The organism is Pseudomonas asplenii, from assembly GCF_001293465.1.
GTDB classification, from domain to species: Bacteria; Pseudomonadota; Gammaproteobacteria; order Pseudomonadales; family Pseudomonadaceae; genus Aquipseudomonas; species Aquipseudomonas fuscovaginae_B.
In genome coordinates this window covers 199144-220502 of the sequence record NZ_JSYZ01000006.1, presented here as the reverse complement: position 1 = coordinate 220502, position 21359 = coordinate 199144, and the positions used below count along the sequence as shown (strand labels likewise).

24 protein-coding genes are annotated in these 21359 nt (G+C 57.5%); all 24 read left to right on the top strand.

What is annotated here, in order from left to right; translation table 11 throughout:
* Nucleotides 1-197: 197 nt before the first annotated feature.
* The 24 genes from rpoB to rplR all read left to right on the top strand — a co-directional run bounded on the left by rpoB (nt 198) and on the right by rplR (nt 21357).
* On the top strand, nt 198-4271 hold the full coding sequence (rpoB, locus tag PF66_RS09680) for a DNA-directed RNA polymerase subunit beta (protein WP_026144791.1): 4074 nt from the start codon (nt 198-200) through the stop codon (nt 4269-4271).
* Nucleotides 4272-4335: 64 nt separating this feature from the next.
* Nucleotides 4336-8535: a DNA-directed RNA polymerase subunit beta' gene (gene rpoC, locus PF66_RS09675; protein WP_054059486.1), complete on the top strand. Its 4200-nt coding sequence runs from the start codon at nt 4336-4338 to the stop codon at nt 8533-8535.
* 217 nt (nt 8536-8752) lie between these two features.
* Nucleotides 8753-9124 (top strand): 30S ribosomal protein S12, encoded by a 372-nt coding sequence (gene rpsL, locus PF66_RS09670; RefSeq protein ID WP_003186084.1) that lies wholly within the window; start codon nt 8753-8755, stop codon nt 9122-9124.
* Nucleotides 9125-9234: 110 nt separating this feature from the next.
* Nucleotides 9235-9708: a 30S ribosomal protein S7 gene (rpsG, locus tag PF66_RS09665; protein WP_007970418.1), complete on the top strand. Its 474-nt coding sequence runs from the start codon at nt 9235-9237 to the stop codon at nt 9706-9708.
* Nucleotides 9709-9738: 30 nt separating this feature from the next.
* Nucleotides 9739-11865 (top strand): elongation factor G, encoded by a 2127-nt coding sequence (gene fusA / locus PF66_RS09660; protein ID WP_054062548.1) that lies wholly within the window; start codon nt 9739-9741, stop codon nt 11863-11865.
* A 30-nt stretch (nt 11866-11895) separates the two neighbouring features.
* Nucleotides 11896-13089 carry an elongation factor Tu gene (tuf, locus tag PF66_RS09655; RefSeq protein WP_026144793.1) on the top strand — a complete coding sequence of 398 codons (1194 nt, stop codon included), beginning with the start codon at nt 11896-11898 and terminating at the stop codon, nt 13087-13089.
* Between the two features lie 158 nt (nt 13090-13247).
* On the top strand, nt 13248-13559 hold the full coding sequence (gene rpsJ / locus PF66_RS09650) for a 30S ribosomal protein S10 (protein ID WP_003186070.1): 312 nt from the start codon (nt 13248-13250) through the stop codon (nt 13557-13559).
* Nucleotides 13560-13640: 81 nt separating this feature from the next.
* Nucleotides 13641-14276: a 50S ribosomal protein L3 gene (gene rplC, locus PF66_RS09645; RefSeq protein ID WP_010443950.1), complete on the top strand. Its 636-nt coding sequence runs from the start codon at nt 13641-13643 to the stop codon at nt 14274-14276.
* 12 nt (nt 14277-14288) lie between these two features.
* Nucleotides 14289-14891 carry a 50S ribosomal protein L4 gene (gene rplD, locus PF66_RS09640; RefSeq protein WP_017901531.1) on the top strand — a complete coding sequence of 201 codons (603 nt, stop codon included), beginning with the start codon at nt 14289-14291 and terminating at the stop codon, nt 14889-14891.
* On the top strand, nt 14888-15187 hold the full coding sequence (gene rplW, locus PF66_RS09635; RefSeq protein ID WP_002555488.1) for a 50S ribosomal protein L23: 300 nt from the start codon (nt 14888-14890) through the stop codon (nt 15185-15187). The genes rplD and rplW overlap by 4 nt, the downstream gene beginning before the upstream one ends.
* 14 nt (nt 15188-15201) lie before the next feature.
* Complete coding sequence (gene rplB, locus PF66_RS31910; protein ID WP_017901532.1) at nt 15202-16026, top strand: 50S ribosomal protein L2; 825 nt, start codon at nt 15202-15204, stop codon at nt 16024-16026.
* 16 nt (nt 16027-16042) lie between these two features.
* Nucleotides 16043-16318, top strand: coding sequence for a 30S ribosomal protein S19 (gene rpsS / locus PF66_RS09625; RefSeq protein ID WP_002555486.1), 276 nt, complete (start codon nt 16043-16045; stop codon nt 16316-16318).
* 11 nt (nt 16319-16329) lie between these two features.
* The gene (gene rplV, locus PF66_RS09620) at nt 16330-16662 is read left to right on the top strand and encodes a 50S ribosomal protein L22 (RefSeq protein WP_003304070.1); all 333 of its coding nucleotides are present in this window, start codon (nt 16330-16332) and stop codon (nt 16660-16662) included.
* A gap of 13 nt (nt 16663-16675) precedes the next feature.
* The gene (gene rpsC, locus PF66_RS09615) at nt 16676-17362 is read left to right on the top strand and encodes a 30S ribosomal protein S3 (protein WP_007924192.1); all 687 of its coding nucleotides are present in this window, start codon (nt 16676-16678) and stop codon (nt 17360-17362) included.
* A gap of 12 nt (nt 17363-17374) precedes the next feature.
* Nucleotides 17375-17788, top strand: a complete 414-nt coding sequence (rplP, locus tag PF66_RS09610) for a 50S ribosomal protein L16 (RefSeq protein WP_003228729.1) — start codon at nt 17375-17377, stop codon at nt 17786-17788.
* Complete coding sequence (gene rpmC, locus PF66_RS09605; protein ID WP_002555481.1) at nt 17788-17979, top strand: 50S ribosomal protein L29; 192 nt, start codon at nt 17788-17790, stop codon at nt 17977-17979. The genes rplP and rpmC overlap by 1 nt, the downstream gene beginning before the upstream one ends.
* Before the next feature lie 2 nt (nt 17980-17981).
* On the top strand, nt 17982-18248 hold the full coding sequence (rpsQ, locus tag PF66_RS09600) for a 30S ribosomal protein S17 (RefSeq protein WP_026144794.1): 267 nt from the start codon (nt 17982-17984) through the stop codon (nt 18246-18248).
* Between the two features lie 23 nt (nt 18249-18271).
* Nucleotides 18272-18640, top strand: a complete 369-nt coding sequence (rplN, locus tag PF66_RS09595; RefSeq protein ID WP_009397502.1) for a 50S ribosomal protein L14 — start codon at nt 18272-18274, stop codon at nt 18638-18640.
* 11 nt (nt 18641-18651) lie between these two features.
* A complete protein-coding gene (gene rplX, locus PF66_RS09590) occupies nt 18652-18966 on the top strand; it encodes a 50S ribosomal protein L24 (protein ID WP_010443924.1) in 315 nt (104 codons plus the stop codon).
* Nucleotides 18967-18986: 20 nt separating this feature from the next.
* The gene (gene rplE, locus PF66_RS09585) at nt 18987-19526 is read left to right on the top strand and encodes a 50S ribosomal protein L5 (RefSeq protein WP_054059483.1); all 540 of its coding nucleotides are present in this window, start codon (nt 18987-18989) and stop codon (nt 19524-19526) included.
* 13 nt (nt 19527-19539) lie between these two features.
* A complete protein-coding gene (rpsN, locus tag PF66_RS09580) occupies nt 19540-19845 on the top strand; it encodes a 30S ribosomal protein S14 (RefSeq protein ID WP_017901535.1) in 306 nt (101 codons plus the stop codon).
* Between the two features lie 212 nt (nt 19846-20057).
* Nucleotides 20058-20450 (top strand): 30S ribosomal protein S8, encoded by a 393-nt coding sequence (gene rpsH / locus PF66_RS09575; RefSeq protein ID WP_017901536.1) that lies wholly within the window; start codon nt 20058-20060, stop codon nt 20448-20450.
* 12 nt (nt 20451-20462) lie between these two features.
* On the top strand, nt 20463-20996 hold the full coding sequence (gene rplF / locus PF66_RS09570; protein WP_017901537.1) for a 50S ribosomal protein L6: 534 nt from the start codon (nt 20463-20465) through the stop codon (nt 20994-20996).
* Nucleotides 20997-21006: 10 nt separating this feature from the next.
* Nucleotides 21007-21357 carry a 50S ribosomal protein L18 gene (gene rplR, locus PF66_RS09565; RefSeq protein ID WP_017901538.1) on the top strand — a complete coding sequence of 117 codons (351 nt, stop codon included), beginning with the start codon at nt 21007-21009 and terminating at the stop codon, nt 21355-21357.
* Nucleotides 21358-21359: the final 2 nt, after the last annotated feature.

The following is a 21359-nucleotide window of genomic DNA, read 5'->3' as shown; positions in this document are numbered from 1 at the left end:
CAAGCGTTAAGCGAAAGGCTGATGGCTGGTGGCTTTTGCCACCGGCCTTTTTCCGTTATTGGCGGCCGGCTCGGCCGGCGCCTCTAACGTGCTTCACCCACCCGAGGCGGTGGCGCAGACCAAGGGGTCTGCAAGATTTTCTGGCTGCTCCCGTCGGGAGAGGCCAAACAAGCAGGTGACCAAGCTGGGGAACGCTGATGGCTTACTCATATACTGAGAAAAAACGTATCCGCAAGGACTTTAGCAAGTTGCCGGACGTCATGGACGTACCGTACCTCCTGGCTATCCAGCTGGATTCGTATCGCGAATTCTTGCAGGCGGGCGCGACCAAGGACCAGTTCCGTGACGTCGGTCTGCATGCGGCCTTCAAATCCGTTTTCCCGATCATCAGCTACTCCGGCAACGCTGCTCTGGAGTACGTTGGCTATCGTTTGGGCGAACCGGCCTTTGACGTCAAGGAATGCGTATTGCGCGGTGTGACCTACGCGGTTCCGCTGCGGGTGAAAGTGCGCCTGATCATTTTCGACAAAGAATCGTCGAACAAAGCGATCAAGGACATCAAAGAGCAAGAAGTCTACATGGGTGAAATCCCCCTGATGACTGAGAACGGTACCTTCGTTATCAACGGTACCGAGCGCGTAATCGTTTCCCAGCTGCACCGTTCCCCGGGCGTGTTCTTCGACCACGACCGCGGCAAGACGCACAGCTCCGGCAAACTGCTGTACTCGGCTCGTATCATTCCTTACCGCGGTTCGTGGCTGGACTTCGAGTTCGACCCGAAAGACTGCGTGTTCGTCCGTATCGACCGTCGTCGCAAGCTGCCAGCTTCCGTGCTGCTGCGCGCGCTGGGCTACAGCACCGAAGAAGTCCTCGACGCCTTCTACACCACCAACGTATTCCACGTTAAGGGCGAGAGCCTGAGCCTGGAACTGGTGCCTCAGCGCCTGCGTGGTGAGATCGCTGTCCTCGACATCCAGGATGGCAACGGCAAGGTTATTGTCGAGCAGGGCCGTCGTATCACCGCTCGTCACATCAACCAGCTGGAAAAAGCCGGTGTCAAAGAGCTGGAAGTACCGCTGGACTACGTCATCGGCCGTACTACCGCCAAGGCTATCGTGCACCCGGCCACCGGTGAAATCCTGGCTGAATGCAACACCGAGCTGAGCACCGAGCTGCTGGCCAAGATGGCCAAGGCCCAGGTCGTTCGCATCGAAACGTTGTACACCAACGATATCGACTGCGGCCCGTTCATCTCCGATACCCTGAAGATCGACTCCACCAGCAACCAACTGGAAGCGCTGGTCGAGATTTATCGCATGATGCGTCCTGGCGAGCCGCCAACCAAGGATGCCGCCGAGACCCTGTTCAACAACCTGTTCTTCAGCGCCGAGCGTTACGACCTGTCCGCCGTCGGCCGCATGAAGTTCAACCGTCGTATCGGTCGTACCGAGATCGAAGGTTCGGGCGTGCTGTGCAAGGAAGATATCGTCGAGGTTCTCAAGACCCTCGTCGACATCCGTAACGGCAAGGGCATCGTCGACGACATCGACCACCTGGGTAACCGTCGCGTCCGCTGCGTCGGCGAGATGGCCGAGAACCAGTTCCGCGTTGGCCTGGTGCGTGTAGAGCGCGCGGTCAAGGAACGCCTGTCGATGGCCGAAAGCGAAGGCCTGATGCCGCAGGACCTGATCAACGCCAAGCCAGTGGCAGCGGCGGTGAAGGAGTTCTTCGGTTCCAGCCAGCTGTCGCAGTTCATGGACCAGAACAACCCGCTCTCCGAGATCACCCACAAGCGCCGTGTTTCCGCACTCGGCCCAGGTGGTCTGACCCGTGAGCGCGCGGGCTTCGAAGTTCGTGACGTACACCCGACCCACTACGGTCGCGTATGCCCGATCGAAACCCCTGAAGGTCCGAACATCGGTCTGATCAACTCCCTGGCGGCCTATGCCCGCACCAACCAGTACGGCTTCCTGGAAAGCCCGTACCGCGTGGTGAAAGAGGGTGTGGTCACCGACGACATCGTGTTCCTGTCCGCCATCGAGGAAGCCGATCACGTGATCGCGCAGGCTTCGGCGACCATGAACGAGCAGAAAGTGCTGGTCGATGAGCTGGTAGCCGTTCGTCACCTGAACGAATTCACCGTCAAGGCGCCGGAAGACGTCACCCTGATGGACGTTTCGCCGAAGCAGGTCGTTTCGGTCGCTGCGTCGCTGATTCCGTTCCTCGAGCACGACGACGCCAACCGTGCGTTGATGGGTTCGAACATGCAGCGTCAGGCCGTACCTACCCTGCGTGCCGACAAGCCGCTGGTCGGTACCGGCATGGAGCGCAACGTGGCCCGTGACTCCGGCGTGTGCGTCGTGGCTCGTCGTGGCGGCGTGATCGACTCCGTCGATGCCAGCCGTATCGTGGTTCGTGTTGCCGATGACGAAGTCGAACCAGGCGAAGCCGGTGTCGACATCTACAACCTGACCAAATACACCCGCTCGAACCAGAACACCTGCATCAACCAGCGTCCGCTGGTGAGCAAGGGTGATCGCGTTCAGCGCAGCGACATCATGGCCGACGGTCCGTCCACCGACATGGGTGAACTGGCCCTGGGCCAGAACATGCGCATCGCCTTCATGGCGTGGAACGGCTTCAACTTCGAAGACTCCATCTGCCTGTCGGAACGCGTTGTTCAGGAAGACCGCTTCACCACGATCCACATCCAGGAACTGACCTGTGTGGCCCGTGACACCAAGCTCGGCCCAGAAGAAATCACCGCGGACATCCCGAACGTGGGTGAGGCTGCGCTGAACAAGCTGGACGAGGCCGGTATCGTCTACGTCGGCGCCGAAGTCGGCCCGGGCGACATTCTGGTGGGCAAGGTCACTCCGAAAGGCGAGACCCAGCTGACTCCGGAAGAAAAACTGCTGCGCGCGATCTTCGGTGAGAAGGCCAGCGACGTTAAGGACACCTCCCTGCGCGTGCCGACCGGCACCAAGGGTACCGTCATCGACGTACAGGTCTTCACCCGTGATGGCGTCGAGCGTGACAGCCGTGCCCTGTCCATCGAGAAGAGCCAGCTCGACGAGATCCGCAAGGACCTCAACGAGGAGTTCCGTATCGTTGAAGGCGCGACCTTCGAACGTCTGCGTTCCGCTCTGGTCGGTCACACCGTCGAAGGCGGCGCTGGCCTGAAGAAAGGCCAGGAGATCACCAACGAGGTTCTCGACGGTCTCGAGCACGGCCAGTGGTTCAAGCTGCGCATGACCGAAGACGCTCTGAACGAGCAGCTCGAAAAGGCTCAGGCCTACATCGTCGATCGCCGCCGTCTGCTGGACGACAAGTTCGAAGACAAGAAGCGCAAGCTGCAGCAGGGCGATGACCTGGCTCCGGGCGTACTGAAGATCGTCAAGGTCTACCTGGCAATCCGTCGTCGCATCCAGCCGGGCGACAAGATGGCCGGTCGTCACGGTAACAAGGGTGTGGTCTCCGTGATCATGCCGGTCGAAGACATGCCGCACGACGCCAACGGTACTCCGGTCGACGTGGTTCTCAACCCGCTGGGCGTACCTTCGCGTATGAACGTCGGTCAGATCCTCGAAACCCACCTGGGCCTCGCGGCCAAGGGCCTGGGCGAGAAGATCAACCGCATGCTCGAAGAGCAGCGCAAGGTCGCTGACCTGCGCAAGTTCCTGCACGAGATCTACAACGAGATCGGCGGTCGCAACGAAGAGCTGGACAGCTTCTCCGACCAGGAAATCCTGGACCTGGCGAAGAACCTCAAGGGCGGCGTACCTATGGCCACCCCGGTGTTCGACGGTGCCAAGGAAGTTGAAATCAAGGCCATGCTGAAACTGGCTGACCTGCCAGAAAGCGGCCAGATGCAGCTGTTCGACGGCCGTACCGGCAACAAGTTCGAGCGTCCGGTTACCGTTGGCTACATGTACATGCTCAAACTGAACCACTTGGTAGACGACAAGATGCACGCTCGTTCTACCGGTTCGTACAGCCTGGTTACCCAGCAGCCGCTGGGTGGTAAGGCGCAGTTCGGTGGTCAGCGTTTCGGGGAGATGGAGGTCTGGGCACTGGAAGCATACGGTGCTGCCTACACTCTGCAGGAAATGCTCACAGTGAAGTCGGACGATGTGAACGGTCGGACCAAGATGTACAAGAACATCGTGGACGGCGATCACCGTATGGAGCCGGGCATGCCCGAGTCCTTCAACGTGTTGATCAAGGAGATTCGTTCCCTCGGCATCGATATCGATCTGGAAACCGAATAACACGTGACGCGATCGAGAGCGGGGCTGTATCAGCCCGCTCTCTGCTCCGCCAGGAGGAAAGGCCTTGAAAGACCTACTGAATTTGCTGAAAAACCAGGGTCAAGTCGAAGAGTTCGACGCCATCCGTATCGGATTGGCCTCGCCTGAGATGATCCGTTCGTGGTCGTTCGGTGAAGTTAAAAAGCCGGAAACCATCAACTACCGTACGTTCAAACCTGAGCGTGACGGCCTGTTCTGCGCCAAGATCTTTGGCCCGGTCAAGGATTACGAGTGTCTGTGCGGTAAGTACAAGCGCTTGAAACATCGTGGCGTGATCTGCGAGAAGTGCGGCGTGGAAGTCGCTCTGGCCAAGGTTCGTCGTGAGCGCATGGCGCACATCGAACTGGCTTCGCCGGTTGCCCACATCTGGTTCCTGAAGTCCCTGCCGTCCCGTATCGGCCTGCTGATGGACATGACCCTGCGTGATATCGAGCGCGTTCTCTATTTCGAGAGCTATGTCGTTATCGACCCGGGCATGACCACCCTGGAAAAAGGCCAACTGCTGAACGACGAGCAGTACTTCGAAGCCCTCGAAGAGTTCGGTGACGACTTCGACGCCCGCATGGGTGCCGAGGCTGTCCGCGAGCTGCTGCACGCGATCGACCTGGAGCACGAGATTGGCCGTCTGCGCGAAGAGATTCCGCAAACCAACTCGGAAACCAAGATCAAGAAGCTGTCCAAGCGTCTGAAGTTGATGGAGGCCTTCCAGGGCTCCGGCAACCTGCCAGAGTGGATGGTGTTGACCGTTCTGCCGGTTCTGCCGCCAGACCTGCGTCCACTGGTGCCACTGGATGGCGGTCGCTTCGCGACTTCCGACCTCAACGATCTGTATCGTCGGGTGATCAACCGTAACAACCGTCTCAAGCGCCTGCTGGATCTGTCCGCGCCTGACATCATCGTGCGCAACGAAAAGCGCATGCTGCAGGAAGCCGTTGACGCCCTGCTGGACAACGGTCGTCGCGGTCGCGCTATCACCGGTTCGAACAAGCGTCCTCTGAAATCCCTGGCCGACATGATCAAGGGTAAACAGGGTCGTTTCCGTCAGAACCTGCTCGGCAAGCGCGTTGACTACTCCGGCCGTTCGGTAATTACCGTAGGTCCGACCCTGCGTCTGCACCAGTGCGGTCTGCCGAAGAAGATGGCCCTCGAACTGTTCAAACCGTTCATTTTCGGCAAGCTGGAAATGCGTGGTCTGGCGACCACCATCAAGGCTGCCAAGAAGATGGTCGAGCGCGAACTGCCAGAGGTCTGGGACGTTCTCGCCGAAGTGATTCGCGAACACCCCGTACTGCTCAACCGTGCACCGACCCTTCACCGTCTGGGTATCCAAGCCTTTGAACCGGTACTGATCGAAGGTAAGGCTATCCAGCTGCACCCTCTGGTCTGTGCTGCGTACAACGCCGACTTCGACGGTGACCAGATGGCCGTGCACGTGCCGCTGACGCTGGAAGCCCAGCTGGAAGCGCGCGCGCTGATGATGTCGACCAACAACATTCTGTCGCCAGCCAACGGTGAGCCGATCATCGTTCCGTCGCAGGACGTGGTACTGGGTCTGTACTACATGACCCGTGAAGCGATCAACGCCAAGGGTGAAGGTCGCGTGTTCGCCGACCTGCAGGAAGTCGACCGCGTATTCCGCGCCGGCGAAGCCGCGCTGCACGCCAAGATCAAGGTCCGTATCACCGAAACCGTGAACGACCGTGACGGCAACAGCGTCCAGAACACCCGTATCGTCGACACCACTGTCGGCCGTGCGCTGCTGTTCCAGGTGGTTCCGAAAGGCCTGTCGTTCGACGTCGTCAACCTGCCGATGAAGAAAAAGGCGATCTCCAAGCTGATCAACCAGTGCTATCGCGTGGTGGGTCTGAAAGAGACCGTGATCTTCGCTGACCAGCTGATGTACACCGGTTTTGCCTACTCGACCATCTCTGGTGTTTCCATCGGTGTTAACGACTTCGTTATCCCGGATGAGAAAGCCCGCATCATCGGTGCTGCCACCGACGAAGTGAAGGAGATCGAGAGCCAGTACGCCTCCGGCCTGGTAACCCAGGGCGAGAAGTACAACAAGGTCATCGACTTGTGGTCCAAGGCGAACGACGAAGTTTCCAAGGCGATGATGGCCAACCTCTCGAAAGAAAAGGTTGTCGACCGTCACGGTGAAACCGTCGACCAGGAATCCTTCAACTCGATGTACATGATGGCTGACTCGGGTGCGCGGGGTTCCGCAGCACAGATCCGTCAGCTGGCCGGTATGCGTGGCCTGATGGCCAAGCCGGACGGTTCCATCATCGAAACGCCGATCACGGCGAACTTCCGTGAAGGTCTGAGCGTACTCCAGTACTTCATCTCGACTCACGGTGCTCGTAAGGGTCTGGCGGATACCGCGTTGAAAACCGCGAACTCCGGTTACCTGACTCGTCGTCTGGTTGACGTGGCACAGGACCTGGTCGTGACCGAGGTTGACTGTGGCACCGAGCAGGGCCTGGTCATGACGCCGCACATTGAAGGCGGTGACGTGGTCGAGCCGTTGGGTGAACGCGTTCTGGGTCGAGTGATCGCCCGTGACGTATTCAAGCCGGGCACCGAGGACGTCATCGTCCCAGCCGGAACCCTGGTTGACGAGAAGTGGGTCGAGTTCATCGAGCTGAACAGCATCGACGAAGTGGTCGTGCGGTCGCCGATCAGCTGCGAAACCCGCTACGGCATCTGCGCCAAGTGCTACGGTCGCGACCTGGCTCGTGGCCACCTGGTGAACATCGGTGAAGCGGTCGGCGTTATCGCTGCCCAGTCCATCGGTGAGCCGGGTACCCAGCTGACCATGCGTACGTTCCACATCGGTGGTGCGGCGAGCCGGACCTCGGCTGCCGACAGCGTCCAGGTGAAGAACGGCGGTACCGTTCGTCTGCACAACCTGAAGCACGTGGAGCGTGTCGACGGTCACCTGGTGGCGGTATCCCGTTCCGGTGAGCTGGCGATTGCCGACGACTTCGGTCGTGAGCGCGAGCGCTACAAGCTGCCGTACGGTGCGGTGATTTCGGTGAAGGAAGGCGACAAGGTCGACGCTGGTGCCATCGTGGCCAAGTGGGACCCGCACACTCACCCGATCGTTACCGAAATGAAAGGTACCGTGACCTACGTGGGCATGGAAGAAGGCATCACGATCAAGCGTCAGACCGACGAATTGACCGGTATGACCAACATTGAAGTACTCGACGTCAAGGATCGTCCTGCAGCCGGTAAGGACATGCGTCCTGCGGTGAAGATGGTCGACGACAACGGCAAGGACCTGTTGCTGCCAGGTACTGACGTTATCGCTCAGTACTTCCTGCCAGCCAACGCCCTGGTCGGTGTGGCGGACGGTGCGCGGATCGCGATCGGTGACGTTATCGCTCGTATTCCGCAGGAAACTTCGAAGACCCGTGACATCACCGGTGGTCTGCCGCGTGTTGCCGACCTGTTCGAAGCCCGTCGTCCGAAAGAGGCGTCGATCCTGGCTGAAGTCAGCGGCACCATCGCGTTCGGTAAAGAGACCAAGGGCAAGCGTCGTCTGGTCATCACTCCGAACGACGGTAGCGATCCGTACGAAGAGCTGATTCCGAAGTGGCGTCACCTGAACGTCTTCGAAGGTGAACAGGTCAACCGCGGCGAAGTTATCTCCGACGGTCCTAGCGATCCGCACGACATCCTGCGTCTGCTGGGTGTGAGCGCGCTGGCCAAGTACATCGTCAACGAGATCCAGGACGTTTACCGCCTGCAAGGCGTGAAGATCAACGACAAGCACATCGAGACGATTCTGCGTCAGATGCTGCGCAAGGTTGAGATCACCGAATCGGGCGACTCCAGCTTCATCAAGGGTGACCAGATGGAACTGACCCAGGTACTCGTGGAAAACGAGCGCCTGGCCACGGAAGACAAGTTCATTTCCAAGTTCACTCGTGTGTTGCTGGGTATCACCAAGGCGTCGTTGTCGACCGAGTCGTTCATCTCCGCGGCCTCCTTCCAGGAGACTACCCGCGTACTGACCGAAGCGGCCGTTACCGGCAAGCGCGACTACCTGCGCGGCCTGAAGGAAAACGTGGTCGTGGGTCGTCTGATCCCGGCCGGTACCGGTCTGGCCTACCACAGCGAGCGCAAGCGTCGCCGTGATCTGGACAAACCGCTGCGCGTAAGCGCCAGTGAAGTGGAAGCTGCACTGACCGAAGCGCTGAACTCGAGCGGTAACTGAGTTCTGCGGTAGTAACAGAGTGAGGCCCTGGTAGCCTCTTCCCGCCTGGCGTGACGTTTTTCGTCACGATGAGCGGGGAGAGGAGGCCGGGGCCTCGTCTTGACTGGGGACAAGATCCTCTTTAGACTCTTGTACCCCTAAATTTGGCGGGGATCCGTTCCTGTCATTTTGCTTTCTTGTCGACAATAGCGTCGCAAGACAACAGTGGAGCTAGTAGATGGCAACTATCAACCAGCTGGTACGTCAGCCGCGTAAGCGTATCGTCGAGAAATCCGACGTTCCTGCGCTGCAGAACTGCCCGCAACGTCGTGGCGTGTGCACCCGTGTGTACACCACTACGCCGAAAAAACCTAACTCGGCACTGCGTAAAGTATGCCGTGTGCGTCTGACCAACGGTTTCGAGGTTTCCTCGTACATCGGTGGTGAAGGCCACAACCTGCAAGAGCACAGCGTGGTTCTGATCCGTGGCGGTCGTGTAAAAGACTTGCCAGGTGTTCGTTACCACACCGTTCGCGGCTCTCTGGATACCTCCGGCGTTAAAGGCCGTAACCAGGGTCGTTCGAAGTACGGTACCAAGCGTCCGAAGTAATTGGTCGTTTGCAGTTTCTAATTTTATTGAGTCGATAAGAGTAAGGTCGGGCATGAGCACCTTTGGGTGCGTTGTCCCGAGCTAACCTGAAGACCGTTTGAGGGCTTATCATGCCAAGACGTCGCGTAGCAGCCAAACGTGAGATTCTCGACGATCCTAAGTACGGATCGCAGATTCTCGCCAAGTTCATGAACCACGTAATGGAAAGCGGCAAGAAGGCCGTTGCCGAGCGTATCGTTTACGGTGCTCTGGATACCGTGAAGGCACGCAAGGCCGGTACCGATCCCCTGGAACTCTTCGAAAAAGCACTCGACGCCATCGCTCCGCTGGTCGAAGTGAAGTCGCGCCGCGTTGGTGGTGCTACTTACCAGGTTCCGGTAGAAGTTCGTCCTTCGCGCCGTAATGCTCTGGCAATGCGTTGGTTGGTAGACTTCGCCCGCAAGCGCGGCGAGAAGTCCATGGCTCTGCGTTTGGCTGGCGAACTGCTGGACGCTGCCGAAGGTAAAGGTGCTGCAGTTAAGAAGCGTGAAGACGTGCACCGTATGGCTGAAGCCAACAAGGCTTTCTCGCACTACCGCTTCTAATTTTAGCGTCACTAATTTTGCGAGGGCTTTATGGCTCGTACTACTGCAATCAACCGCTACCGTAACATTGGTATCTGTGCCCACGTTGACGCGGGCAAGACCACCACTACCGAGCGGATCCTGTTCTACACAGGCCTCAGCCACAAGATGGGTGAGGTTCATGACGGCGCTGCGACCACCGACTGGATGGTGCAGGAGCAGGAGCGGGGTATTACCATTACCTCCGCTGCCGTAACCACTTTCTGGAAAGGCTCGCGCGGTCAGTACGATAACTATCGTGTGAACGTGATCGACACCCCCGGCCACGTAGACTTCACCATCGAAGTAGAGCGTTCGCTGCGCGTACTCGACGGCGCTGTCGTTGTGTTCTGCGGTACTTCCGGTGTTGAGCCTCAGTCCGAAACCGTATGGCGTCAGGCCAACAAGTACGGTGTTCCACGTGTTGTCTACGTGAACAAGATGGACCGTGCCGGTGCCAACTTCCTGCGCGTTGTCGGTCAGATCAAGAACCGCCTGGGTCACACCCCGGTTCCTGTTCAGCTGGCGATCGGTTCTGAAGAGAACTTCCAGGGTCAGGTCGACCTGATCAAGATGAAAGCCATCTACTGGAACGATGACGACAAGGGCACCACCTATCGCGAGGAAGAGATTCCTGCCGATATGGTCGAGCTGGCCAACGAGTGGCGCAACAACATGGTCGAGGCAGCTGCCGAGGCCAACGAAGAGCTGATGAACAAGTACCTTGAAGAAGGTGACTTGACCGTCGAAGAGATCAAGGCTGGTCTGCGCGCCCGTACCCTGGCGAGCGAGATCGTTCCTGCGGTCTGCGGCTCCTCGTTCAAGAACAAGGGCGTTCCGCTGGTTCTCGACGCCGTTATCGACTATCTGCCGGCTCCGACCGAGATCCCTGCGATCAAGGGCGTTCATCCGGACAGCACTGACGACAACGAAATCGTCGACGAGCGTCATGCGGACGACAACGAGCCGTTCTCGGCTCTGGCGTTCAAGATCGCTACCGACCCATTCGTGGGTACTCTGACCTTCGTTCGCGTCTACTCCGGCTTCCTGAGCTCCGGTGACTCCGTCATCAACTCGGTAAAAGGCAAGAAAGAACGCGTTGGTCGTATGGTGCAGATGCACGCCAACCAGCGTGACGAAATCAAGGAAGTACGTGCGGGCGACATCGCTGCTCTGATCGGTATGAAGGACGTCACCACCGGTGACACCCTGTGCGATATCGACAAGCCGATCATCCTCGAGCGTATGGACTTCCCTGAGCCGGTAATTTCGGTTGCTGTAGAGCCGAAAACCAAGGCTGACCAGGAGAAGATGGGTATCGCACTGGGCAAGCTGGCCCAGGAAGACCCGTCGTTCCGCGTCAAGACCGACGAAGAAACCGGCCAGACCATTATCTCCGGTATGGGTGAGCTGCACCTGGACATCCTCGTTGACCGCATGAAGCGCGAGTTCAACGTCGAGGCCAACATCGGCAAGCCGCAGGTTTCGTACCGCGAGAAGATCACCGTTGGCTGCGAGATCGAAGGCAAGTTCGTTCGTCAGTCCGGTGGCCGTGGCCAGTTCGGCCATTGCTGGATTCGCTTCGCTCCGGCTGAAGTGGATGAAAAAGGCAATATCACTGAAGGTCTGGTGTTTGCCAACGAGGTCGTCGGTGGTGTGGTTCCTAAGGAATACATCCCGGCTATCCAGAAGGGTATCGAAGAGCAGATGAAGAACGGCGTTGTTGCCGGCTATCCGCTGATCGGCCTGAAGGCTACCGTGTTCGATGGTTCCTACCATGACGTCGACTCTAACGAGATGGCGTTCAAGGTGGCTGCCTCCATGGCGACCAAGCAGCTGCGTGAGAAGGGCAAGGGCGTCGTGCTTGAGCCGATCATGAAGGTTGAAGTAGTAACCCCTGAAGACTACATGGGTGACGTGATGGGTGACCTGAACCGTCGTCGTGGTCTGATCCAGGGTATGGAAGACTCGGTCTCCGGCAAGGTCATCCGCGCTGAAGTGCCGCTGGGTGAAATGTTCGGTTATGCGACCGATGTTCGCTCCATGTCCCAGGGTCGCGCGAGCTACTCCATGGAGTTTTCCAAGTACGCCGAAGCTCCGTCGAACATCGTCGAAGCTCTCGTTAAAAAACAAGGCTAATCCAGCCCTTTAGGCAAGGAGTTAATTGTCGTGGCTAAAGAAAAATTTGATCGTTCCCTACCTCACGTCAACGTTGGCACCATCGGTCACGTTGACCACGGTAAAACCACTCTGACCGCTGCTCTGACTCGCGTTTGCTCCGAAGTTTTCGGTTCCGCAGTCGTTGAATTCGACAAGATCGACAGCGCTCCAGAAGAGAAAGCTCGCGGTATCACCATCAACACCGCGCACGTTGAGTACAACTCGAACATTCGTCACTACGCTCACGTTGACTGCCCAGGTCACGCTGACTACGTGAAGAACATGATCACCGGTGCTGCCCAAATGGACGGCGCGATCCTGGTTTGCTCGGCTGCCGATGGTCCGATGCCACAAACTCGTGAGCACATCCTGCTGTCCCGTCAGGTAGGCGTTCCGTACATCGTGGTCTTCCTGAACAAGGCTGACCTGGTTGACGACGCTGAGCTGCTGGAACTGGTCGAGATGGAAGTTCGCGACCTGCTGAGCACCTACGACTTCCCAGGTGATGACACTCCGATCATCATCGGTTCGGCTCGTATGGCGCTGGAAGGCAAAGACGACAACGAAATGGGTACTACCGCTGTCAAGAAGCTGGTAGAAACTCTGGATGCCTACATCCCTGAGCCAGTTCGTGCTATCGACCAGCCATTCCTGATGCCAATCGAAGACGTGTTCTCGATCTCCGGTCGCGGTACCGTAGTTACCGGTCGTATCGAGCGTGGTATCGTCAAGGTTCAGGACCCACTGGAAATCGTTGGTCTGCGTGACACCACCACCACCACCTGCACCGGTGTTGAAATGTTCCGCAAACTGCTCGACGAAGGTCGTGCTGGCGAGAACTGCGGCGTTCTGCTGCGTGGTACCAAGCGTGACGACGTTGAGCGTGGCCAGGTTCTGGTCAAGCCAGGTTCGGTCAAGCCGCACACCAAGTTCACCGCAGAAGTTTACGTTCTGAGCAAGGAAGAAGGCGGTCGTCACACTCCGTTCTTCAAAGGCTACCGTCCACAGTTCTACTTCCGTACTACTGACGTGACCGGTAACTGCGAACTGCCAGAAGGCGTTGAAATGGTAATGCCAGGTGACAACATCCAGATGACTGTCACTCTGATCAAAACCATCGCAATGGAAGACGGTCTGCGTTTCGCAATCCGCGAAGGCGGCCGTACCGTTGGTGCTGGCGTTGTAGCCAAAATCATCGAGTAAGCTTCTCTTTTGAGATAGCTTCGATGCTTTGAAAAAGCCCCCGCTCAGCGGGGGCTTTTTTATTGGGTTGACACCTTATGGGGGCGTCTATAGAATTGCGCCTCCTTTTAACGGGCGTATTGCGCCCGGTGGGAATAGCAGCCGGAGTCTGAAATCCAATGCAAAATCAGCAAATCCGTATCAGGTTGAAGGCTTTTGACCATCGCCTGATCGACCAATCCACCCAGGAAATCGTGGAAACCGCGAAACGTACTGGTGCTCAAGTGCGTGGTCCAATTCCACTGCCTACTCGTAAAGAGCGGTTCACCGTTCTGGTCTCCCCGCACGTCAACAAAGACGCGCGTGACCAGTACGAGATCCGTACTCACAAGCGCGTCCTGGACATCGTCCAGCCAACGGATAAAACCGTTGACGCTCTTATGAAGCTCGATCTTGCGGCAGGCGTGGAAGTGCAGATCAGCCTCGGCTAAGACTCAGGTCTTGGTCGTGTAACGCTCTGAAATGGGCGGCCATAGCGGGTGAAAGCCCCGTACACTCATGAGGTTTACAACATGACTATTGGTGTAGTCGGTCGTAAATGCGGTATGACCCGTATTTTCACCGAAGAAGGTGTCTCCATTCCGGTCACGGTCATCGAGATCGAGCCGAATCGCGTCACCCAGTTCAAAACTGAAGAAACCGATGGCTACCGTGCAGTGCAAGTCACTGTCGGCGAGCGTCGCGCTTCGCGTGTTACAGCAGCTCAAGCGGGCCACTTCGCCAAGGCGAACGTAGCCGCTGGTCGCACCGTCCTGGAATTCCGTCTTGAAGAAGGCGAATACAAGGCTGGCGATCTGATCAATGCTGAAATCTTCGCCGCTGGCCAACTGGTTGATGTAACCGGTCAGTCCAAGGGTAAAGGCTTCGCCGGTACGATCAAGCGTTGGAATTTCCGCGGGCAAGATAACACCCACGGTAACTCCGTATCCCACCGCGTTCCAGGCTCTATCGGCCAGTGCCAGACTCCTGGTCGTGTATTCAAGGGCAAGAAAATGTCCGGTCACATGGGCGCTGAGCGCGTGACCGTGCAGTCCCTGGAAGTAGTGCGCGTGGACGCTGAACGCAATCTGTTGTTGGTCAAGGGCGCTGTTCCTGGCGCTACTGGCGGCAACGTGGTTGTACGTCCAGCAGCCAAGGCTCGCGGTTAAGGGGAAGCTGACATGCAATTAAATGTAAATGGCGCTCAAGCGATCGAAGTTTCCGAACTGACATTTGGCGGCGAATTCAACGAGACGCTGGTTCACCAAGCAGTCGTGGCCTACATGGCTGGCGGCCGTCAAGGTAGCAAGCAGCAGAAGACCCGTTCCGACGTTTCCGGTGGCGGCAAGCGCCCATGGCGTCAGAAAGGTACTGGCCGTGCTCGTGCCGGTACTATCCGTAGCCCAATCTGGCGTGGCGGTGGTACCACTTTCGCAGCTCGTCCTCAGGATCACTCCCAGAAGCTGAACAAGAAGATGTATCGCGCAGCCCTGCGCTCCATCCTTGCTGAGCTGGTGCGTACTGATCGTCTGGTCGTTGTTCAGGATTTCGCTGTTGAAACCCCGAAAACCAAAGACCTGCTGAGCAAACTGACTGGCCTGAGCCTGACCGACGTTCTGATCGTGTCTGACGCTGTTGACCAGAACCTGTACCTGGCTGCTCGCAACCTGCCACACGTCGACGTTCGTGACGTGCAGGGTTCCGATCCGGTCAGTCTGATCGCATACGACAAGGTGTTGATCACCGTGTCGGCCGTGAAGAAATTCGAGGAGCTGCTGGGATGAACCAGGAACGCGTATTTAAAGTTCTGCTTGGCCCGCACGTTTCCGAGAAGGCTACGGTTCTGGCAGACAAGAAAGGCCAGTTCGTTTTCAAGGTTGCGACCGACGCAACCAAGCTGGAAATCAAGAAGGCCGTCGAAAGCCTGTTCAGCGTGAAAGTAGAGCGCGTGACTACCCTGAACGTTCTGGGTAAGAGCAAGCGTACCGCTCGCGGTCTGGGCAAGCGTAATGACTGGAAGAAGGCAGTTATCTCCCTTCAGCCAGGCCAAGATCTCGATTTCAGCAGCAGTGCTGAGTAAGGAAGGGGTGCATCATGGCAATCGTTAAATGCAAACCGACTTCCCCTGGCCGCCGTTTTGTGGTCAAGGTGGTCAACCAGGAGCTGCACAAAGGCGCTCCTCACGCACCGCTGCTCGAGAAAAAATCGAAGTCTGGTGGTCGTAACAACAATGGCCGCATCACTACTCGTCACGTAGGTGGTGGTCATAAGCAGCATTACCGTCTGGTCGACTTCCGTCGTAACGACAAAGATGGCATCGCTGCCACTGTCGAGCGTATCGAATACGATCCAAACCGTACTGCTCACATCGCTCTGCTGCTGTACGCAGACGGCGAGCGTCGCTACATCATCGCCCCTAAAGGCGTGAGTGCTGGCGACCAGCTGATCGCAGGCGCTCTGGCTCCAATCAAGCCGGGCAACACCCTGCAGCTGCGCAACATCCCAGTGGGTTCGACCGTACACGGTATCGAACTGAAACCAGGCAAGGGTGCACAGATCGCTCGTTCCGCTGGTGCTTCGGCTCAGCTGATCGCTCGTGAAGGCGTGTACGTTACCCTGCGTCTGCGTTCCGGCGAAATGCGTAAAGTGCTGTCGGAATGCCGTGCAACGCTGGGCGAAGTCTCGAACTCCGAGCACAGCCTGCGTTCCCTGGGTAAAGCCGGTGCCAAACGCTGGCGTGGCGTTCGCCCAACCGTTCGTGGTGTTGCCATGAACCCGGTTGACCACCCACATGGTGGTGGTGAAGGTCGTACCTCCGGTGGTCGTCATCCGGTATCGCCATGGGGCTTCCCGACTAAGGGCGCGAAGACTCGTGGTAATAAGCGTACCGACAACATGATCGTCCGTCGTCGCAAGTAAATAGAGGGATACGACAGTGCCACGTTCTCTGAAAAAAGGTCCTTTTATCGATCTTCACCTACTGAAGAAGATCGAAGTGGCGGCGGAGAAGAACGATCGCAAACCAGTTAAGACCTGGTCGCGCCGTTCCATGATCCTGCCACAAATGGTCGGTCTGACCATCGCTGTGCATAACGGTCGTCAGCATGTCCCAGTTCTGGTGAACGAAGACATGGTCGGTCACAAACTGGGCGAATTTGCCGGCACCCGTACCTATCGTGGTCACGTGGCCGACAAGAAAGCCAAGCGTTAAGGGGTTAGGAAATGGAAGTAGCCGCTAAGTTGTCGGGCGCTCGAATCTCCGCCCAGAAAGCCCGCTTGGTCGCCGACCAGATCCGCGGGAAGAAGGTGGGCGATGCGCTCAACCTGCTGGCTTTCAGCAGTAAGAAAGCCGCCGAGATCATGAAAAAAGTGCTGGAGTCGGCCGTAGCCAACGCCGAGCATAACGAAGGCGCTGACGTTGATGACCTGAAGGTCAGCACCGTTTTCGTCAACGAAGGGCGTTCGCTGAAGCGCATCATGCCACGTGCCAAGGGCCGTGCTGATCGCATCGTCAAGCGGTCTTGCCATATCACTGTCAAGGTTGCTGACAAGTAACGGAGTCGAAGAGATGGGTCAGAAAGTACATCCCATTGGCATTCGCCTGGGAATCGTCAAGGAGCACACCTCCGTCTGGTACGCAGACGGTCGCACTTACGCGGACTATCTGCTTGCAGATCTGAACGTGCGTGAGTACCTCCAGGACAAACTAAAAAGCGCGTCCGTAAGCCGTATCGATATCCATCGTCCGGCCCAAACCGCACGCATCACCATCCACACCGCTCGTCCAGGTATCGTTATCGGGAAGAAAGGTGAAGATGTTGAAAAACTGCGTCAGGACCTGACCAAGCAAATGGGTGTGCCTGTGCACATCAATATCGAAGAGATCCGCAAGCCGGAGCTCGACGGTATGCTGGTTGCGCAGAGCGTAGCTCAGCAGCTGGAGCGTCGCGTCATGTTCCGTCGTGCCATGAAGCGCGCCGTACAGAACGCCATGCGCATTGGTGCCAAGGGCATCAAGATCCAGGTGAGCGGTCGTCTCGGCGGTGCTGAGATCGCACGTACTGAATGGTATCGCGAAGGTCGTGTGCCACTGCACACCCTGCGTGCCGATATCGACTATGCCACCTACGAAGCTCACACCACCTACGGTGTGATCGGTGTCAAGGTTTGGATCTTCAAGGGCGAAGTAATTGGTGGTCGCCAGGAAGAGCTGAAGCCGCAAGCACCAGCGCCTCGTAAAAAAGCTGCCAAGTAAGGGGTACGCCAAATGTTGCAACCAAAGCGTACGAAGTTCCGCAAGCAGATGACCGGCCACAACCGTGGTCTGGCACTGCGCGGTAGCAAAGTCAGCTTCGGCGAGTTCGCGCTGAAGTCTGTTGCTCGCGGTCGTCTCACCGCCCGTCAGATCGAGTCGGCACGTCGTGCCCTGACCCGTCACGTAAAACGTGGCGGCAAGATCTGGATCCGTGTATTCCCGGACAAGCCTATCTCCAAGAAGCCCCTCGAAGTTCGTATGGGTAAAGGTAAGGGTAACGTCGAGTACTGGGTTGCCCAGATTCAGCCAGGCAAGGTCCTGTATGAAATCGAGGGTGTTTCTGAAGAGCTGGCGCGTGAGGCTTTCGCCCTGGCTGCTGCAAAGCTGCCTCTCGCCACCTCCTTTGTTAAACGGACGGTGATGTGATGAAAGCGAATGAACTTCGTGAAAAATCCGCACAGCAGCTGAACGAGCAACTGCTCGGCCTGCTGCGCGACCAGTTCAATCTGCGCATGCAGAAAGCAACTGGCCAGTTGGGGCAGTCTCACCTGCTCTCGCAAGTTAAGCGCGATATCGCTCGTGTGAAAACTGTGCTCAACCAGCAGGCAGGTAAGTGATCATGGCTGAAGCCGAAAAGACCGTCCGTACGCTGACTGGCCGTGTTGTCAGCGACAAAATGGACAAGACCATCACCGTTCTGATCGAGCGTCGCGTCAAGCACCCGATCTACGGTAAATACGTTAAGCGTTCGACTAAGCTGCACGCGCACGACGAAACCAACCAGTGCCACATCGGCGACAAGGTCTCCATCCGTGAGACCCGTCCGCTGGCCAAGACTAAGTCTTGGGCGCTGGTCGAGGTTATCGAACGCGCTGTGGAAGTCTAAGGGCTAGGGGTCGGAGAAATTATATGATTCAGACTCAATCCATGCTCGATGTGGCCGATAACAGCGGCGCTCGTCGCGTTATGTGCATCAAGGTGCTTGGTGGCTCCCATCGTCGTTACGCAGCTATCGGTGACATCATCAAAGTTACCGTGAAGGAAGCAATTCCTCGCGGTAAGGTGAAAAAAGGCCAGGTGATGACTGCTGTTGTAGTCCGCACCCGTCACGGCGTTCGCCGTGCTGATGGCTCGATTATCCGCTTTGATGGCAACGCTGCTGTTCTGCTGAACAACAAGCAAGAGCCGATCGGCACCCGTATCTTTGGGCCAGTGACCCGTGAACTTCGCTCTGAGAAGTTCATGAAGATCGTCTCGCTCGCCCCAGAAGTGCTGTAAGGAGATCCGACATGCAAAAGATTCGTCGTGACGACGAGATCATCGTGATCGCCGGCAAAGACAAAGGCAAGCGCGGTAAGGTGCTTAAGGTTCTGGCTGACGACCGTCTGGTCGTCGGTGGCCTGAACCTGGTCAAGCGTCATACCAAGCCTAACCCGATGTCGGGCGTACAGGGCGGTATCGTCGAGAAAGAAGCGCCACTGCACGCTTCCAACGTCGCCATTTTCAACAGCGAAACCAACAAGGCTGACCGCGTTGGTTTCAAAGTAGAAGACGGCAAAAAAATTCGTGTCTTCAAGTCGACCCAAAAAGCGGTTGATGCTTGAACACTGCTAGGTAGAAGACCATGGCACGACTGAAAGAGATTTACCGGAACGAAATCGCTCCCAAGCTTAAGGAAGAACTTAAGCTGGTGAACGTGATGGAAGTCCCGCGCATTACCAAAATCACCCTGAACATGGGTCTGGGCGAAGCGATCGGCGACAAGAAAGTCATCGAGCACGCTGTTGCTGACCTGGAAAAGATCACCGGCCAGAAGGTCGTCGTGACTCACGCTCGCAAATCCATCGCAGGCTTCAAAGTCCGCGAAGGTTGGCCGATCGGTGTCAAGGTGACCCTGCGTCGCGATCGTATGTATGAGTTCCTGGATCGTCTGCTGTCGATCTCCCTGCCTCGGGTTCGCGACTTCCGCGGCCTGAATGCCAAGTCCTTCGACGGTCGTGGCAACTACAGCATGGGCGTGAAAGAGCAGATCATCTTCCCGGAAATCGACTACGACAAGATCGATGCTCTCCGCGGTCTGGACATTACCCTGACCACCACTGCCAAGACGGATGAAGAAGGTCGCGCCCTGCTGCGTGCTTTCAAATTCCCGTTCCGCAACTGATTGGAGTAGGAAAATGGCCAAGAAGAGCATGAAGAACCGTGAGCTGAAGCGTCAGCTCACCGTTGCCAAGTACGCCACCAAGCGTGCAGCGCTCAAAGCTATCATCGTCGACCTGAACGCAAGTCCAGAAGCACGTTGGGAAGCTTCGATCGCCCTGCAGAAGCAGCCACGTGACGCCAGCGCCTCGCGCCTGCGTAACCGCTGCCGCCTGACTGGTCGTCCGCACGGCGTTTACCGCAAGTTCGGCCTGGGCCGTAACAAGCTGCGTGAAGCCGCCATGCGTGGTGACGTACCAGGTCTGGTCAAAGCCAGCTGGTAAGCCGCACTTCCTCAGTCGCCCTGGTCGGGCTCGCAAGATCCTGACCGGTGGTGACCTGGAGTCTGAATCAAGCCCCTTTTGGGGCTTGATTCATTTCTGGCGTATGTCTAGAATGACCGGCTCGCCTGAGCCTGCACTTTTTACGTGTGGAGCAGCTCGGCGACAGTTGCAGCCGCAAGGCTCATTTTTTTTGTATCAGGAGCATCTAGCCCATGAGTATGCAGGACCCGTTAGCGGACATGCTAACTCGAATCCGTAATGCCCAGATGGCTGAAAAGTCCGTCGTAAGCATGCCGTCTTCCACGCTGAAGGTGGCTGTAGCAAAAGTCCTGAAGGACGAAGGTTACATTGCGGGTTTTCAGGTAACCACCGACGCCAAGCCGTCGCTGTCCATCGAGCTGAAGTACTTCGAAGGCCGTCCGGTCATCGAGGAAGTGAAGCGCGTTAGCCGTCCAGGCCTGCGTCAGTACAAGTCCGTCGAAGAACTGCCGAAAGTACGTGGCGGTCTGGGCGTGTCTATCGTCTCCACCAACAAGGGTGTGATGACTGATCGTGCTGCGCGCGCTGCCGGTGTCGGCGGCGAAGTTCTTTGCACAGTGTTCTAAGGGGGGATAAGCATGTCTCGCGTCGCTAAGAACCCCGTTAAGCTGCCAGCTGGTGTCGAAGTCAAATTCGCCGGCCAACAGCTTTCGGTGAAGGGTGCCAAGGGCACTCTCGAACTGAATGTCCATTCGTCCGTCGAGATCGTCCAGGAAGCTGGTGAGCTGCGTTTCGCCGCTCGCAACGGCGACCAGCAGACTCGCGCAATGGCTGGTACCACGCGTGCGTTGGTCAACAACATGGTCCAGGGCGTTAGCCAAGGCTTCGAGCGCAAGCTCCAGCTGGTCGGTGTTGGTTACAAGGCACAAGCAAAAGGTTCGGTCCTGAACCTGGCCCTTGGCTTCTCGCACCCAGTGGATTACGAACTGCCGGAAGGCATCACCGCTGAAACGCCTAGCCAGACCGACATCCTGATCAAGGGTATCGACAAGCAACTGGTAGGTCAGGTGGCCGCCGAGATCCGCGACTTCCGTCCACCAGAGCCTTACAAAGGTAAAGGTGTGCGCTACGCGGACGAAGTCGTCCGTCGTAAAGAAGCCAAGAAGAAGTAGGGCATAGCAAATGACCGACAAAAAAGTTACTCGACTGCGTCGCGCTCGCAAAGCACGCCTGAAAATGCACGAACTCGAAGTCGTGCGTCTCTGCGTGTTCCGCTCTTCGCAGCACATCTACGCCCAGGTCATTTCGGCCGACGGCAACAAGGTCCTGGCCAGCGCCTCGACTTTGGATAAAGAACTGCGTGATGGTGCCACCGGCAACATCGACGCGGCCACTAAGGTTGGCCAGCTGGTCGCTTCGCGTGCTAAAGCCGCAGGCGTCTCGCAGGTGGCTTTCGACCGCTCTGGCTTCAAGTACCACGGCCGCGTCAAGGCGCTGGCTGAGGCTGCTCGTGAAGCTGGGCTGGAGTTCTAAGT

What these genes read in the sequence shown, in the direction of transcription:
- rpoB (WP_026144791.1), top strand. Translation starts at nt 198, where the DNA reads ATGGCTTACTCATATACTGAGAAAAAACGTATCCGCAAGGACTTTAGC.
- rpsL (WP_003186084.1), top strand. Translation starts at nt 8,753, where the DNA reads ATGGCAACTATCAACCAGCTGGTACGTCAGCCGCGTAAGCGTATCGTC.
- rpsG (WP_007970418.1), top strand. Translation starts at nt 9,235, where the DNA reads ATGCCAAGACGTCGCGTAGCAGCCAAACGTGAGATTCTCGACGATCCT.
- fusA (WP_054062548.1), top strand. Translation starts at nt 9,739, where the DNA reads ATGGCTCGTACTACTGCAATCAACCGCTACCGTAACATTGGTATCTGT.
- rpsJ (WP_003186070.1), top strand. Translation starts at nt 13,248, where the DNA reads ATGCAAAATCAGCAAATCCGTATCAGGTTGAAGGCTTTTGACCATCGC.
- rplC (WP_010443950.1), top strand. Translation starts at nt 13,641, where the DNA reads ATGACTATTGGTGTAGTCGGTCGTAAATGCGGTATGACCCGTATTTTC.
- rplD (WP_017901531.1), top strand. Translation starts at nt 14,289, where the DNA reads ATGCAATTAAATGTAAATGGCGCTCAAGCGATCGAAGTTTCCGAACTG.
- rplW (WP_002555488.1), top strand. Translation starts at nt 14,888, where the DNA reads ATGAACCAGGAACGCGTATTTAAAGTTCTGCTTGGCCCGCACGTTTCC.
- rplB (WP_017901532.1), top strand. Translation starts at nt 15,202, where the DNA reads ATGGCAATCGTTAAATGCAAACCGACTTCCCCTGGCCGCCGTTTTGTG.
- rplV (WP_003304070.1), top strand. Translation starts at nt 16,330, where the DNA reads ATGGAAGTAGCCGCTAAGTTGTCGGGCGCTCGAATCTCCGCCCAGAAA.
- rpsC (WP_007924192.1), top strand. Translation starts at nt 16,676, where the DNA reads ATGGGTCAGAAAGTACATCCCATTGGCATTCGCCTGGGAATCGTCAAG.
- rplP (WP_003228729.1), top strand. Translation starts at nt 17,375, where the DNA reads ATGTTGCAACCAAAGCGTACGAAGTTCCGCAAGCAGATGACCGGCCAC.
- rpmC (WP_002555481.1), top strand. Translation starts at nt 17,788, where the DNA reads ATGAAAGCGAATGAACTTCGTGAAAAATCCGCACAGCAGCTGAACGAG.
- rpsQ (WP_026144794.1), top strand. Translation starts at nt 17,982, where the DNA reads ATGGCTGAAGCCGAAAAGACCGTCCGTACGCTGACTGGCCGTGTTGTC.
- rplN (WP_009397502.1), top strand. Translation starts at nt 18,272, where the DNA reads ATGATTCAGACTCAATCCATGCTCGATGTGGCCGATAACAGCGGCGCT.
- rplX (WP_010443924.1), top strand. Translation starts at nt 18,652, where the DNA reads ATGCAAAAGATTCGTCGTGACGACGAGATCATCGTGATCGCCGGCAAA.
- rplE (WP_054059483.1), top strand. Translation starts at nt 18,987, where the DNA reads ATGGCACGACTGAAAGAGATTTACCGGAACGAAATCGCTCCCAAGCTT.
- rpsN (WP_017901535.1), top strand. Translation starts at nt 19,540, where the DNA reads ATGGCCAAGAAGAGCATGAAGAACCGTGAGCTGAAGCGTCAGCTCACC.
- rpsH (WP_017901536.1), top strand. Translation starts at nt 20,058, where the DNA reads ATGAGTATGCAGGACCCGTTAGCGGACATGCTAACTCGAATCCGTAAT.
- rplF (WP_017901537.1), top strand. Translation starts at nt 20,463, where the DNA reads ATGTCTCGCGTCGCTAAGAACCCCGTTAAGCTGCCAGCTGGTGTCGAA.
- rplR (WP_017901538.1), top strand. Translation starts at nt 21,007, where the DNA reads ATGACCGACAAAAAAGTTACTCGACTGCGTCGCGCTCGCAAAGCACGC.